Source organism: Microbacterium sp. NPDC055521 (genome assembly GCF_053619695.1).
This window is the reverse complement of sequence record NZ_JBSHJX010000012.1, coordinates 24,783-37,797: the sequence shown is the minus strand read 5'-3', so window position 1 is coordinate 37,797 and position 13,015 is coordinate 24,783. Positions and strand designations below refer to the sequence as shown.

The following is a 13,015-nucleotide window of genomic DNA, read 5'->3' as shown; positions in this document are numbered from 1 at the left end:
CCCGTCCAGCAAGAGAGGCGCCCCTTCCCGACCGGGAAGCGGCGCCTCTCTCCGTCGCAGGCGCGCGATCAGACCGAGCGGAGCACCGCGACGACCTTGCCGAGCACGACCGCCTCGTCGCCGAGGATGGGCTCGAACGCCGAGTTGCGGGGCAGCAGCCAGGTGTGCCCGTCTCGCCGGCGGAAGGTCTTCACCGTCGCCTCCCCATCGATCATGGCGGCGACGATCTCGCCGTTCTCGGCATTGTTCTGCGTGCGCACGACGACCCAGTCGCCGTCGCAGATCGCCGCGTCGATCATCGACTCGCCGTTGACTTTCAGCATGAACAGATCGCCCTTGCCCACCAGCTGCCTCGGCAGCGGGAAGATCTCCTCCACCTGCTGGTCGGCCGTGATCGGCACTCCCGCGGCGATCTGGCCGACGAGGGGCACCAGCGCGGCGTCCCCTACGGACGGGGCGGTGTCGGCGGGGTTCTCGGTACCGCTGCCGGGAAGGTCGATCAGCACCTCCATCGCGCGGGTCTTGCCCGGGTCGCGGCGCAGGTAGCCGCTCAGCTCGAGCTGCCCGAGCTGGTGAGTGACGCTCGAGAGCGACTTCAGCCCCACCGCGTCGCCGATCTCGCGCATGCTCGGCGGGTAGCCGTGGCGGGCGATCGAGGTCTGGATCACCTCGAGGATCGCCATCTGCTTGGGGCTCAGGCTCTTGCGGCGTCGCGTGCGGGGAGCCTCGGCTGCGGTCTCGGGGGTGTCGCTCATGGATGCTCCTTCATACCCTCACACGGTCGGATCCGCGTCGTCGCGGGGATCCGGTTCGAATGTCGGTGGCCCATGGTGGGCTGACTTCATCGAAACCGTATCCGAGTTCGCCCGGATAACGGAAGATCTGTTCGAGCGTGTCGCAGAAGTGACGGCACGGTATTCGAAGAATTCTTGACAGATGTTCGATATCGAAGATACATTCGGAACGTAGCTTCGCATCCGGCATCCCCGGCCGGATGCCGGATGCGAAAGCTGCACCCCTTCCGCCCGAAGGGCGGAGGAGAGCGAAGAGGAGCATCACATGAGCACCACCAGCATCCAGGCCCCCGAGACCTTCACGGTCACGGCCGCTGCACGGCGTTCTGTCTCGACCCGGCTGCGCCTCACGGCGCGCGGTCGTCGTCTGCTCGCCGCCCTCGCCGCCGCACCGGTCATCGCAGGCATCGCCGTCTCCCTTCTGGCCGGCGGCTCGGCTGTCGCGTCCGGTGAGAGTGAGCCGGTCGCCTTCGAGACCGTGACGGTTCTGCCCGGTGACACGCTGTGGTCTATCGCAGCCGAGGCAGCACCCGCCTCCGATCCGCGCGACGTCATCGACGACATCAAGCGTCTCAACGACCTCACCACCGGCATGATCCAGGTAGGCACGTCGATCGCGATCCCGACGGCCTACTCCGGGTGAGCGCGCCGTCATCCGCGGCGGCGCGCGCGATGCGCGGCCTACGATGGAGCATGTGACATCCCTCGATGAGCTGCCCCTCCGCGCCGACCTGCGCGGGCTCACGCCGTACGGTGCCCCGCAGGCGCCGCTCCCGGTCGCTCTGAACGTCAACGAGAACACGCATCGGGTTCCCGACGAGGTCGCCAGCGACATCCTCGACGACATCGCCCTCGCGCTGCGCGACGTCAACCGCTACCCCGACCGTGAGTTCACGCAGCTGCGAGAGGCGTTCGCCGCGTACCTCGGTCACGGGCTGACGGCCGAGCAGATCTGGGCGGGCAACGGCTCGAACGAGGTGCTGCAGCACATCATGCAGGCGTTCGCCGGCCCGGGCCGCACCGCCTTCGGGTTCGCGCCCACCTACTCGATGTACCCGCTGATCACGCAGGGCACGGGCGCGCAGTGGCTCGCGGGCGCCCGGCACGACGACTTCACGCTCGACCCCGATGATGCCGCGCGGCAGGTCGCCGAGGCAGACCCCGACGTCGTCATCCTGTGCACCCCGAACAACCCCACCGGCACCCCGCTGGGACTCGACGTCATCGAGGCCGTCTACGACGCGACGCGCGGCGTCGTGATCGTCGATGAGGCCTACCAGGAGTTCGCCCCGCACGACGCCCCCTCGGCGCTGAGCCTGCTGGCCGGCCGGCCGCGGCTCGCCGTCTCGCGCACGATGAGCAAGGCCTTCGCCTTCGCCGGCGCCCGGGTGGGCTATCTGGCCGCCGACCCGGCGTTCATCGATGCGCTGCGGCTCGTGCGCCTTCCCTACCACCTCAGTGCTCTCACGCAGGCCGCAGCCGTTGCGGCGCTGCGCAACTCGTCGACCATGCTGCAGATGGTCGACGAGATCGTCGAGCAGCGTGAGCGCATCTCGGCCACGCTCGAGGCCCTCGGATACCGGCCGCACGCCTCGTGGTCGAACTTCGTGCTGTTCGGCGGAGTCGACGACCCGCAGGCCCTCTGGCGTGCACTGTACGACCGCGGAGTGCTCATCCGCGACGTCGGAATCCCGCATCACCTGCGTGTCTCCGCCGGCACCGAAGCCGAGACCACCGCATTCCTGGAAGCCCTCGCGTCGATTGGATCGCCCGCATGACCACCCGCACCGCCCGCCGAACCCGCAGCACCTCCGAGTCGACCGTCGAGGTCGTCATCGACCTCGACGGCACGGGACGCAGCGACATCGACACGAGCGTTCCGTTCTTCGACCACATGCTCACGGCGTTCGCGAAGCACTCGCTCACCGACCTCACGGTGCGCGCCACCGGCGACACGCACATCGACGCGCACCACACGGTCGAGGACATCTCGATCGTGCTCGGCCAGGCGATCCGCGAAGCGCTCGGCGACAAGGCGGGCATCTCGCGCTACGGCGATGCGCTGGTGCCCCTCGACGAGGCTCTCGCTCAGGCCGTGGTCGACATCTCGGGCCGCCCGTTCCTCGTGCACGACGGTGAGCCCGCGGGCTTCGAGTTCCACCTCATCGGCGGTCACTTCACCGGATCGCTGGTGCGCCACGTGTTCGAGGCGATCACCCTCAACGCCGGCCTGACCGTGCACGTGCGCCTCCTCGGGGGCCGCGACCCGCACCACATCGCCGAAGCCGAATTCAAGGCGTTCGCCCGCGCGTTCCGTCAGGCAAAGGCCGTCGACCCGCTCGTCGACGGCATCCCCTCGACCAAGGGCGCGCTGTGACCGAGCGTCGTGTCGTCGTCTTCGACTACGACTCCGGCAACGTGCACTCCGCCGTGAAGGCTCTGGCCGCAGCGGGGGCCGAGGTCGAGCTCACGCGTGATCGCAGCCGGGCCCTCGAGGCGGACGGACTGCTCGTGCCCGGCGTGGGCGCCTTCGCCGCGGTTCGCGACGCGCTGGTCGCACACGGCGGTGACGAGATCATCGACCGGCGCCTGGCCGGCGGACGCCCGGTGCTCGGCATCTGCGTCGGCATGCAGGTGATGTTCGAGCGCGGCGTCGAGCGCGGCCAGCCCGCCGAGGGGCTGGGTGAGTGGCCGGGCACGGTGGCCGAGCTGGACGCCCCCGTGCTGCCGCACATGGGCTGGAACACGGTCGAGCCGGGGGAGGGCAGCGTGCTCTTCGACGGTATCGAGGACGAGCGCTTCTACTTCCTGCACTCGTACGCCGCCACCGCGTGGGAGCTCGACGTCATCGCGCCGTTCCCGCAGCCGGCCGTGACGTGGGCGACTCACGGTGAGCGCTTCATCGCCGCCGTCGAGAACGGTCCGCTCTCGGCGACGCAGTTCCACCCCGAGAAGTCGGGGGAAGCGGGCATCCGGCTGCTGCGCAACTGGATCGGATCGCTCTGATCGGACCGCGGGTGTGACGAGCGCACCGAAGGGCGCTCGTCCCCGTGATCAGAGCCCGCGTGCGACGGCGGCGCCCGCCGCCAGCCAGGCCGACTGCGTCGCCGGCGCGAGGGCGCCCAGCCTCAGATGGCCGTCGACCATCTCGTGGTCGAACGGAATCGCGACCACCTCTCGTGCCAGGTCGCGGTAGCCGGACACCACCTGGTCGACATCGGCCGCCGTGGCCTTGGGGTCGGCCTGAGTGACGACGACCACCGATCGGCGGGCGAGCCGCGCCGACCGCTCGTCACGGTCCTCGAGCGCCTCGAGCAGCAGAGCACCGGCCTCGGCGTGATCGTCGCGAGTCGTGGTCGCCACGACGAGCTGATCGGCGTGGTCGATCATGCGCAGCCACATCGGGTCGGACTCGTCGTTGCCGGAGTCGATGATGATCAGACGGTAGTACTTCGCCGCCACGGCGTGGATCGCATCGATGTCCTCCGAGCGCAGACGGTTCTCCTGCGCGAGCCGCATGGGCTTCGAACGCAGCACGTCGTACTTCTCACGCGCCTGGTGATGCACGTAGCGGGCGAGGTCGGCCGACTGGGCTCCCGCGCCCAGCAGGCGATCGGTCTCGGGGAGCAGCTCGAACAGCGTGTGATCGTGCGGGCCGGTGTCGGTGCGCCAGCCCAGGGTGCCACGGGTCTGATTGTTGTCCCAGGCGAGCACTCCTGCCCCGCCGAACCGCGCGAAGACGGCGGAGAGCAGAACCGTCGAGGGAGTCTTGCCCGCGCCGCCCTTGCCGTTCACCACGGCGATCGTGCGCGGACCAGGCCAGTGCTGGCTGACAAGCAGCTCGTTGTCGCGCACTGCGCGCTCCGCTGCGCCGGGGGCGAGCGAGAACCCGATCCGGTTCAGCATGCCGCGGGCGCCCGTCTTGGCCGGCTCCTCGTGGGGCTCGTGCTGCAGGAAGGACGGCCGCTCGCGCTGTTCACGTCGCGATGCGGACGCCGGGGATGCCGGGGTCGCGACGGACGGGGAGGCCGACGCCGGAGCGGGTGCGGGCGTCGCGGTTGCAGGCACGGATGCGGCATCGGGGACGGATGCCGGTGCCGGGACTGTTGGAGCTGCAGGAGCCGCCGAGGATGCCGGCTCCGGAGCGCTGGACGCGCGGTGATACCGGGGCGCCTCGGCGGGCCCGTCGGGCGGCGTCAGTGGCACTTCCGAGACCAGCGGCTCCGACTCGGCCGATGACCGGCGCGTCGCGCCCGTCCGCCGGCGCAGCGGACCTGCGCCGCTGCCGTTGTACGCGTCGGTCATGCCTCACGTCCCTCCGTGTCGATGGCACACGGGCGAAGATGCCCCGCTCGTGCGCATCCGATCGTACCGTCGGGGGCCTGCGAGATACCCGGTGGCCCGTGGCCCGGCGTCACGTCGTTTGAGACGGTCTCCCTCCCCGGCTACGCTGATCTCTCGTGCCCGCTCGGGCCGCCTCCACCCCTTTCGAAGGACGACATGAACGACTTCGCACAGTCCCCCTCGCTGATCCTGCTGCCCGCGGTCGATGTGGCCGGCGGCAAGGCGGTGCGCCTGACGCAGGGCGAGGCGGGCACCGAGACGAACTACGGCGACCCTGTCGACGCAGCAGGCGAGTTCGTCGACGCCGGCGCCCAGTGGATCCACCTCGTCGACCTCGACGCGGCCTTCGGGCGTGGCAGCAACACCGCGATCCTGCGCAAGGTCATCAAGCAGTACCGTGGCGTGAACATCGAGCTCTCGGGCGGCATCCGCGACGACGCGAGCCTGGACGCCGCTCTGGAGGCGGGCGCGACGCGCATCAACCTCGGCACTGCAGCGCTTGAGAACCCGGAGTGGTCGGCCGACGTCATCAGCCGCTACGGCGAGGCGATCGCCGTCGGTCTCGACGTGCGCGGCACGACGCTCGCCGCCCGCGGCTGGACGAAGGAGGGCGGCGACATCTGGGAGGTGCTCGAGCGTCTCGAAGAGGCGGGCTGCAGCCGCTACGTCGTCACCGACGTCACGAAGGACGGCACTCTGCGCGGTCCGAACCTCGACCTGCTGCGCGAGATCACCTCGCGCACGCCGAAGCCGGTGATCGCCTCCGGTGGTGTCGCGAGTCTGGACGACATCGCGGCGCTGCGCGAGCTCGTGCCACTGGGCGTCGAGGGCGCCATCGTGGGCAAGGCGCTGTATGCCGGGCAGTTCACCCTCGCCGAGGCGCTGGATGTCGCCGGCGACTGACGACGCCTGCGACCACGGGCACGAGAACTCAGGCGACTCGGCCGGCATGCCGTGGGAGGGGCGCAGCTTCCAGGCGAACCCGCACGCCGCCGACGACGGCTCGGCCGATCCCGCACTGCTGGCCGCACTGCTGCGATTCCGCCGTGGTGAGGGCTCGCAGGTCGAGGTGGTCGATGCCTTCCGCGACGCGCGCGTGCTCGTGCCGCTCATCGCCGAGAGGGGCGATGAGGGTGTGGGGCCGACCGGCCTGACGGTGGACAAGACGCAGGAGCTCTCGATCGTCACGGTGGCCGCTCCCGACGGTCGTCGGGTGCAGCCGGTGTTCTCATCCGTCGACACGATGCGCCGCTGGGATGCCGCCGCGCGTCCGATCCCCGTCGAGGCGATCCGCGTGGCGCTGTCGGCGTCGAGCGAGCAGACCGACCTGATCGTGCTCGACCCGGCATCCGACACCGAGTTCGTCGTCCGCCGTCCCGCGGTCTGGGCGATCGCTCAGGCGCAGCGCTGGGAGCCCAGCCACCTTTCGCCCGAGGTCTTCACCGCCCTGCGTGAGAGCATCGCGCACGAGCTGGCGGTGATCGACGTGTCGGTCGCCGCGGGGGATCCGGATGCCAGGATGCGCGGCCCCGAGCTCATCGTCACGCTCGAACTGGTCGACGGCCTGGAACGCGAGACCCTGGACGCTGTGCTCGCACGGCTCGCGCAGCGCTGGGCGGCCGACGACCGGATGGCCGTGCTCGTCGACTCCCTGACGGTGAAGCTGACACGCTCGGAGGGCTGACGATCCGGCCCGGCTGCGCCGGATCGCTTCCCCGATGCTCTCCCCGCTCAGGGAGGGGCGGGGGAAGGATCACCTCGTCGTGGTGGCGGCCCGACGATCCGGAACCGACCGGGACGGTCGTCGCCACCACCAGTACGCGGAGATCGCCGCGCCGATCAACAGCCACGCCGCGCCCAGGATCTGCGCATGCGGGTTGGCGTTCGCCAGCGCGTAAGCGAGGACAGCCGTTCCGACGACGGGTGAGATCCAGTGCAGGAAGAACCGTCTGCTCCGACCGCGAACGCCGAAGTGCACGATGACGGCGACGTTGAGCAGGATGTATGCGGTCAGCGCGCCGAATGTGACGAGCGTCGTCAACAGCTCCTGCTGTGCTGTGCCGGTGATGCCGACGACCAGGGACAGAGCGGCGATCAGGAGCATCGCGTTTCGAGGGACCTGGCGCCCGTCGACGAAGGCGAGAAAGCGCGGCAGCTGCCGGTCGCGCGCCATGCTGAACACCAGCCGGCTGGATGTCGCCTGCGATGCGATGGAGTTTGCGAAGATCGCGATGAGCGCGGACGTGAGCGTGATGACCACCTGGAACCACGGTCCGACGATGTCGCCCGCGATGTAGTAGAACGCGTTGTTGGTCGCGTCGCCTTCGGCGAATCGAGTCCCGGTCGGAACGAAGACCGCGGCCAGGTATACCTGCGCCACGAACAGGAGGGTGACGACGAACAGAACGATCATGGTGGCGCGGGAAACCGCCGCACCTCCGCCTTTCGCCTCCTCGTTCAGCGTGGAGATCGCGTCGAAGCCGATGAAGCTGAGAGCAGCGATCGGTATCGCGCCGAAGACGATGCCCCAGGAGAAGTTGCTCGAATCGAACACCGGTGCCAGAGACAGCTCCGCTCGTCCCTGACACACCGCGATGATCGCACCGGCCACGAAGACGGCCAGCACGATCAGCTGGGTCGCGAGGAAGATCTTGTTCATTCCCGATGTCAGTCTGATGCCGCGCAGATTGATCGCCGCGGCGAGGACGACGAACAGGATCACCCACACGAACTCAGGCACTGCGGGAACGATGCTCGTCATCGCCGCCGCCGCGAAGACCGAAAGCAGCGCGGGAAGCAGAAGGTAGTCCAGCAGGATGGCCCATCCGGCGACGAAGCCGACGGCACGGTTCAGGCCGAGCCGGACGTACGAGTAGACCGAGCCTGCAACCGGAAACCGCTTGGCCATCTCCTTGTAGCTCAGTGCGCTGAAGACCATTGCGAATGCGGCTACCAGGTAGACAAGAGCGGGCATGCCCTCGGAGAAGTTGAAGATGATGCCGAACACGGCCATCGGTGCCATGGGAACCATGTAGATCAGGCCGTAGACGACGACATCGGTCAACGACATCGACCTGCGCAGCTGCTGCTCGTAGCCGAGATCCTCGAGCTGCTCGGAGGCCGATTCCGCGTTGTTCTGCGTTTCCGCGTCGTTCTGCTGAGTGTGATGCATCTTCGCAGCACGTTCCTTTCGGGTATGGGAGATCCGTATGCGGGTCAGTCGCGATCTGCGACGTGCAGGAAGCTCCGGAGAGTGGACTCATAGGTCGAGGGGTTCTCGAGATGGGTGCAGTGCGTGCCTGGCAGAACGCGCACTTCACTTCTCGTGGTCAGCGATGCCATCTCCCTGATCGTCTCCGGGCGGGCTTCGTCATCGGCGCCGGTGATCCACAGACTGGGCACTGTCAGGTCTCGTACGACATCCACGCGGCTCTGTCCGCGCAGCACGCCCGTGTTGGTGAACTCGTTGGGTCCCCACATGGCGTGGTAGGAGGCGGTGTCCTGACTGTCCGCCGCACGCTGCAACGGTGACGGCCACGGCTCGATGCTGCAGAAGTGCCGGCGATAGTACTCCGCTTCCGCGGCCGCGTAACCAGGATCGGTCGGCCCGGCGATGAGGCTTCTGCGGTCGGCATCCGGCAGACGCTCGATCAGGACCGCCGCATCTCGCATCCATCGGTCGGAATCGACCAGCGGGCTCGAGAGGGTGACGGACGCCACGCGGTCAGGGTGAGCGTCGATGTAGCTCAGCGCGAGAAAGCCGCCCCAGGAGTGACCGAGAAGGTGGAATCCGGTGAAGCCGAAGTGGTCGCGCACCTGCTCCAGATGCTCCACATGGGCTTCCACCGTCCACGCGGACCGGTCTGACGCCGGATCAGATCGCCCGGCCGAGATCTGGTCATAGCGGATCACGGGGCGCTCGTCTGCGAGCGCGTCGAGGGGTTGCAGGTAGTCGCTCGGAAAACCGGGTCCGCCGTGCACGATGACCAGCGGCACACCTGCGGCCGTTGCTGGTCTGCGGCTGTGCGCCCACACGCGCCCGTGTGATGTCGGAATCAGGCACTCCGACTCGATGATGTCGCCAGCGTGAGCGTCGTCATTAGCAGTCATCCGAGAACTGCACCTCTCCTCGTCTTCGGCACGATCACGCCAGCATGCCACATAAGGTTCGATCATAGACCTTTGAGAATGTGTCTAAATGGTTCCATGTCAGCCGAACCCGCCCCTGCGCCCGACGATCCGACCCCGCCGGCTCGTCGCGACGGCAGAGTCGCGCAGCCGCTGCGCGACGACGTCCTCGATCGGCTGGTCACAGCCGTGGCGATAGGCGAGTACGCGCCCGGCGAGCGATTCCCTTCAGAGCGTGAGCTCGCCGCGACGCTGGGGGTCGGTCGCGTGACCGTACGGGCCGCGATCGCGAATCTCGTCGAGCTCGGCCTGCTGCGTTCGCAGCGAGGACGAGGCGGCGGCACATTCGTCGTCGAACCCGAGTCGCCGAGCGCGCGGCGCGTGGTCGACCACGCACTGACGCAGGCGTGGAACCGGCTGCTGGATCAGCATGAAGCCGAGTGCTGGTTGCACGGGGCCATCGCCGCCGCGGCAGCGGAACGTCATACCGCGACCGACGCCCGAACCCTCTCGGAGCGTCTGGAAGCGTATCGCACCGCTGCTTCCGGCGCACCGGCGCGGGAGGCCGACGGACTGCTGCATCTCGCCATCGCGGCCGCCGCGCACACATCCACCCTCTCCGACGTGCTGCTGTCGCTCGAACGGAAGATGCACATCACGGCGCCAGCACACCCCTGGGGGCAGTCGTCCGGGTGGCCGGAGCTCGAGGCGAGGTCCCTGCAGGACCACGAACGACTCATCGCTGCGATCCTCGCCCGCGATGTCGCCGAGGCGCACGAGGTCGGTCGCCGACACGCCCGGATCAATATGGAGCTGCTGGAGAACGCTCGGCGGAGAGCGCGGGGTGAGCGTCCGCACTGACCCACCGCCTGCTGCCTCGTGCGGCTCCGCACGAGCGGACCGAGCCCTAGTTGACCGGACCGGTCCACTTCTCGCCGGGACCCTTGCCGATCGGGTCGGGGATCACCGACGCCTCGCGGAAGGCCAGCTGAAGCGAGCGCAGACCGTCGCGCAGCGAGCGGGCGTGCATGTCGCTGATCTCGGGTGCTCCCGCGGTGATGAGACCGGCGAGGGCGTTGATGAGCTTGCGCGCCTCGTCGAGGTCGGTCTGCTCCTCGGGGGAGTCGGCCAGGCCGACCTTCACGGCCGCGGCGCTCATCAGGTGCACGGCGGTCGTCGTGATCACCTCGACGGCGGGAACATCCGCGATGTCGCGCGTCGCGGAGCTCGCCGCCTGCTCCTGCTGCTCCCAGCGCTCGTGGCGGTCATCGTGGTGCTCAGCAGGAATCGTCACTTCGAGATGCTTTCTGGTAGACTTCTGCGGGCTTCGGAGTGTCATGCTCCGATACGAAAGAGGATTCTCATCCCACCCGCGCTTGCCGTTCCAGGCTACCGGGTTCAGCACCCCGCCGGTTCCGGTGGAAAGGGTGTCACAAGCCGGTGTGTCTGATCACGCCGGCGGGTGGGGAGAACTCCGATTTCGCCCGAGATGCGACCCGCGTCCCGGTGGCCGAGAACCCACGTCTTAGGAGCTCCGCATCAGCGATCCCCGTACCAATGAGCGCATCCGCGTCCCCGAGGTCCGCCTCGTCGGTCCCGCGGGTGAGCAGATCGGCGTTGTCCGCATCGAGGCAGCGCTGCGTCTTGCCCAGGAGGCGGACCTCGATCTCGTCGAGGTGGCCCCCAACTCCAAGCCGCCCGTGGTCAAGATCATGGACTACGGCAAGTTCAAGTACGAGGCCGCGCAGAAGGCCAAGGAAGCACGCCGCAACCAGGCGAACACCATCCTCAAAGAGGTGCGCTTCCGCCTGAAGATCGAGGCTCACGACTACACGACCAAGCTCAAGCGCGCCGAGGGCTTCCTCAAGGCCGGTGACAAGGTCAAGGCGATGATCCTGTTCCGCGGCCGCGAGCAGTCGCGTCCTGATCAGGGCGTGCGTCTGCTGCGCAAGTTCGCCGAGGACGTCGCCGAGTTCGGCACCGTCGAGTCGAACCCCACGATCGACGGCCGCAACATGGTCATGGTCGTGGCTCCGCTGAAGAACAAGTCCGAGGCGAAGGCAGAGCAGAACGCGGTCCGCACCGCGAACAAGCAGGCCGCGCGCGAGGCCAAGAGCGGCACGGACTCCGACCCGTCCGACGAGCCCGCGGCGTAAGCCGCCCCCACGCTCCCGCTTCCGAGCGGGTACCCACCGTCGCCCGCCAGGGCGCCACACGAAGGAAGAGAAGATGCCGAAGCAGAAGACCCACTCGGGTGCGAAGAAGCGCTTCAAGATCACCGGCAGCGGAAAGCTGAAGAAGCAGCAGGCCGGCATGCGCCACAACCTCGAGCACAAGTCGAGCCGGCGCACCCGTCGCCTCAACCAGGACCAGGTCCTCTCCAAGGCCGACACCAAGGTCGCGAACAAGCTTCTCGGTCGCGGCTGATCGCCGGACTGAACGTAGGAATAGGAACACACGAAAATGGCAAGAGTCAAGCGCGCAGTCAACGCGCACAAGAAGCGTCGCGTCATCCTCGAGCGCGCGTCCGGTTACCGTGGCCAGCGTTCGCGCCTGTACCGCAAGGCCAAGGAGCAGGTCACCCACTCGCTCGTCTACGCGTACCGCGACCGTCGCAAGCGCAAGGGCGACTTCCGTCGTCTGTGGATCCAGCGCATCAACGCCGCTGCCCGCCAGAACGGCATCACGTACAACCGTTTCATCCAGGGGCTCGGCCTCGCGGGTGTGCAGGTCGACCGCCGCATGCTGGCGGACCTGGCCGTGACCGACGCCGGTGCGTTCACCGCCCTCGTCGAGGTCGCCAAGAAGGCTCTGCCCTCTGACGTCAACGCGCCGAAGGCCGCTGCCTGATCCGAGTGATGTGAACGGGCGTCTCCCCTGGGAGGCGCCCGTTTCGGCATTTCCGGCCCCGATAGACTGGGCTCGTGCTCGAGAACCCCCGCTCTCCCCGCGTCCGTGCCGTCGCCAAGCTGACCAAGCGCAGCGCCAGGGTCGAGACGGGGATGTTCCTGCTCGAGGGTCCGCAGTCCGTGCGCGAAGCGCTGCAGTATCTGCCCGACGCGATCGTGGAGCTGTTCGCGACCCCCACCGCGTGGGAGAAGCACGCCGACGTGCGCGCTCTCGCCGACGAGCACGATGTCGAGGTCGAGTACGTCACCGAGGCGGTGCTCGCCGCCATGGCCGACACCGTGACCCCGCAGGGTCTCGTCGCCGTCACGCGCCAGACCCCGACCTCGATCAAGGACATCTTCGCCGCCGGGCCGAAGCTCATCGCGATCTGCGAGGAGGTGCGCGACCCGGGCAACCTCGGCACCATCATCCGCGCCGCGGATGCGGCCGGGGCGGATGCCGTGGTGCTCACCGGCCGCACCGTCGACCCGTACAACCCGAAGGTCGTGCGCTCGACAACCGGCTCCCTGTTCCATCTGCCGGTCTCGGTCGGGGGAGACCTCGACGATGTGATCCGCCGGGCGCAAGCCGCCGGGATGAACGTCGTGGCCGCAGACGTGAAGGGCGACGACCTGCTCGCCGCTCGCGCAGCCGGCCTGCTCGCGCAGCCCACAGCCTGGCTGTTCGGCAACGAGGCGCGCGGACTCGAGGACGATGCGCTGTCGCAGGCCGATCGAGCGCTGCGCCTGCCGATCTTCGGCCGCGCCGAATCCCTCAACCTCGCCACTGCTGCGAGCGTCTGCCTCTACGAGTCGGCGTTCGCGCAGCGCGCGACCGACTGAGCGGCCGCCGGCATCCGA

The 13,015-nt window shown here is 68.5% G+C and carries 16 protein-coding genes; 11 read left to right on the top strand and 5 right to left on the bottom strand.

All coding sequences use genetic code 11. The features are described 5' to 3' along the window. Positions 1 to 68 precede the first annotated feature (68 nt). Entirely contained in the window at positions 69 to 755 is a 687-nt protein-coding gene (gene lexA, locus ACWGSM_RS11600; RefSeq protein ID WP_452323072.1) for a transcriptional repressor LexA, read from the bottom strand. 304 nt (positions 756 to 1,059) lie between these two features. On the opposite strand from lexA, the gene ACWGSM_RS11595 reads away from it, so the two are divergent. From ACWGSM_RS11595 to hisH, 4 genes are read left to right on the top strand one after another with little or no spacing between them, the layout of a single operon-like run. Then, positions 1,060 to 1,437, top strand: a complete 378-nt coding sequence (locus ACWGSM_RS11595) for a LysM peptidoglycan-binding domain-containing protein (RefSeq protein WP_452323071.1) — start codon at positions 1,060 to 1,062, stop codon at positions 1,435 to 1,437. Between the two features lie 43 nt (positions 1,438 to 1,480). Further along, positions 1,481 to 2,572: a histidinol-phosphate transaminase gene (locus ACWGSM_RS11590; RefSeq protein WP_452323070.1), complete on the top strand. Its 1,092-nt coding sequence runs from the start codon at positions 1,481 to 1,483 to the stop codon at positions 2,570 to 2,572. Further along, on the top strand, positions 2,569 to 3,171 hold the full coding sequence (hisB, locus tag ACWGSM_RS11585) for an imidazoleglycerol-phosphate dehydratase HisB (protein ID WP_452323069.1): 603 nt from the start codon (positions 2,569 to 2,571) through the stop codon (positions 3,169 to 3,171). Before ACWGSM_RS11590 ends, hisB begins: the two co-directional genes overlap by 4 nt. Continuing rightward, positions 3,168 to 3,800, top strand: coding sequence for an imidazole glycerol phosphate synthase subunit HisH (gene hisH / locus ACWGSM_RS11580; protein ID WP_452323068.1), 633 nt, complete (start codon positions 3,168 to 3,170; stop codon positions 3,798 to 3,800). The genes hisB and hisH overlap by 4 nt, the downstream gene beginning before the upstream one ends. A gap of 48 nt (positions 3,801 to 3,848) precedes the next feature. Here hisH and ACWGSM_RS11575 read toward each other — a convergent pair whose 3' ends face one another. Then, the gene (locus ACWGSM_RS11575; RefSeq protein ID WP_452323067.1) at positions 3,849 to 5,099 is read right to left on the bottom strand and encodes a MinD/ParA family ATP-binding protein; all 1,251 of its coding nucleotides are present in this window, start codon (positions 5,097 to 5,099) and stop codon (positions 3,849 to 3,851) included. 195 nt (positions 5,100 to 5,294) lie between these two features. Between ACWGSM_RS11575 and priA the strand changes: the two genes are divergently transcribed. Then, complete coding sequence (gene priA, locus ACWGSM_RS11570) at positions 5,295 to 6,041, top strand: bifunctional 1-(5-phosphoribosyl)-5-((5-phosphoribosylamino)methylideneamino)imidazole-4-carboxamide isomerase/phosphoribosylanthranilate isomerase PriA (protein WP_452323066.1); 747 nt, start codon at positions 5,295 to 5,297, stop codon at positions 6,039 to 6,041. Continuing rightward, entirely contained in the window at positions 6,025 to 6,822 is a 798-nt protein-coding gene (locus ACWGSM_RS11565; RefSeq protein ID WP_452323065.1) for an SseB family protein, read from the top strand. The genes priA and ACWGSM_RS11565 overlap by 17 nt, the downstream gene beginning before the upstream one ends. Before the next feature lie 69 nt (positions 6,823 to 6,891). On the opposite strand, the gene ACWGSM_RS11560 is transcribed toward ACWGSM_RS11565, so the two are convergent. Next, the gene (locus ACWGSM_RS11560; RefSeq protein WP_452323064.1) at positions 6,892 to 8,310 is read right to left on the bottom strand and encodes an APC family permease; all 1,419 of its coding nucleotides are present in this window, start codon (positions 8,308 to 8,310) and stop codon (positions 6,892 to 6,894) included. 44 nt (positions 8,311 to 8,354) lie between these two features. After that, the gene (locus ACWGSM_RS11555) at positions 8,355 to 9,248 is read right to left on the bottom strand and encodes a proline iminopeptidase-family hydrolase (RefSeq protein ID WP_452323063.1); all 894 of its coding nucleotides are present in this window, start codon (positions 9,246 to 9,248) and stop codon (positions 8,355 to 8,357) included. Positions 9,249 to 9,344: 96 nt separating this feature from the next. On the opposite strand from ACWGSM_RS11555, the gene ACWGSM_RS11550 reads away from it, so the two are divergent. After that, entirely contained in the window at positions 9,345 to 10,127 is a 783-nt protein-coding gene (locus tag ACWGSM_RS11550) for a FadR/GntR family transcriptional regulator (protein WP_452323062.1), read from the top strand. Between the two features lie 46 nt (positions 10,128 to 10,173). Here the strand turns inward: ACWGSM_RS11550 and ACWGSM_RS11545 are convergent, their stop codons facing one another. Then, on the bottom strand, positions 10,174 to 10,554 hold the full coding sequence (locus ACWGSM_RS11545; protein WP_452323118.1) for a DUF1844 domain-containing protein: 381 nt from the start codon (positions 10,552 to 10,554) through the stop codon (positions 10,174 to 10,176). A 250-nt stretch (positions 10,555 to 10,804) separates the two neighbouring features. Here ACWGSM_RS11545 and infC point away from each other — a divergent pair, with 250 nt between their 5' ends. The 4 genes from infC (at position 10,805) to ACWGSM_RS11525 (ending at position 12,997) form a co-directional block, all read left to right on the top strand. Continuing rightward, complete coding sequence (gene infC / locus ACWGSM_RS11540; protein ID WP_452323117.1) at positions 10,805 to 11,422, top strand: translation initiation factor IF-3; 618 nt, start codon at positions 10,805 to 10,807, stop codon at positions 11,420 to 11,422. A 73-nt stretch (positions 11,423 to 11,495) separates the two neighbouring features. Continuing rightward, the gene (gene rpmI / locus ACWGSM_RS11535; RefSeq protein WP_087133207.1) at positions 11,496 to 11,693 is read left to right on the top strand and encodes a 50S ribosomal protein L35; all 198 of its coding nucleotides are present in this window, start codon (positions 11,496 to 11,498) and stop codon (positions 11,691 to 11,693) included. 36 nt (positions 11,694 to 11,729) lie between these two features. Beyond that, positions 11,730 to 12,116, top strand: a complete 387-nt coding sequence (gene rplT, locus ACWGSM_RS11530; RefSeq protein WP_313356549.1) for a 50S ribosomal protein L20 — start codon at positions 11,730 to 11,732, stop codon at positions 12,114 to 12,116. 74 nt (positions 12,117 to 12,190) lie between these two features. Continuing rightward, positions 12,191 to 12,997, top strand: a complete 807-nt coding sequence (locus ACWGSM_RS11525; protein ID WP_452323061.1) for a TrmH family RNA methyltransferase — start codon at positions 12,191 to 12,193, stop codon at positions 12,995 to 12,997. The last annotated feature ends 18 nt before the right edge of the window (positions 12,998 to 13,015 follow it).

What these genes read in the sequence shown, in the direction of transcription:
- ACWGSM_RS11560 (WP_452323064.1), bottom strand. Translation starts at nt 8,310, where the DNA reads ATGCATCACACTCAGCAGAACGACGCGGAAACGCAGAACAACGCGGAA.
- ACWGSM_RS11595 (WP_452323071.1), top strand. Translation starts at nt 1,060, where the DNA reads ATGAGCACCACCAGCATCCAGGCCCCCGAGACCTTCACGGTCACGGCC.
- rpmI (WP_087133207.1), top strand. Translation starts at nt 11,496, where the DNA reads ATGCCGAAGCAGAAGACCCACTCGGGTGCGAAGAAGCGCTTCAAGATC.
- ACWGSM_RS11590 (WP_452323070.1), top strand. Translation starts at nt 1,481, where the DNA reads ATGGAGCATGTGACATCCCTCGATGAGCTGCCCCTCCGCGCCGACCTG.
- ACWGSM_RS11575 (WP_452323067.1), bottom strand. Translation starts at nt 5,099, where the DNA reads ATGACCGACGCGTACAACGGCAGCGGCGCAGGTCCGCTGCGCCGGCGG.
- priA (WP_452323066.1), top strand. Translation starts at nt 5,295, where the DNA reads ATGAACGACTTCGCACAGTCCCCCTCGCTGATCCTGCTGCCCGCGGTC.
- rplT (WP_313356549.1), top strand. Translation starts at nt 11,730, where the DNA reads ATGGCAAGAGTCAAGCGCGCAGTCAACGCGCACAAGAAGCGTCGCGTC.
- hisB (WP_452323069.1), top strand. Translation starts at nt 2,569, where the DNA reads ATGACCACCCGCACCGCCCGCCGAACCCGCAGCACCTCCGAGTCGACC.
- ACWGSM_RS11565 (WP_452323065.1), top strand. Translation starts at nt 6,025, where the DNA reads ATGTCGCCGGCGACTGACGACGCCTGCGACCACGGGCACGAGAACTCA.
- lexA (WP_452323072.1), bottom strand. Translation starts at nt 755, where the DNA reads ATGAGCGACACCCCCGAGACCGCAGCCGAGGCTCCCCGCACGCGACGC.
- ACWGSM_RS11555 (WP_452323063.1), bottom strand. Translation starts at nt 9,248, where the DNA reads ATGACTGCTAATGACGACGCTCACGCTGGCGACATCATCGAGTCGGAG.
- ACWGSM_RS11550 (WP_452323062.1), top strand. Translation starts at nt 9,345, where the DNA reads ATGTCAGCCGAACCCGCCCCTGCGCCCGACGATCCGACCCCGCCGGCT.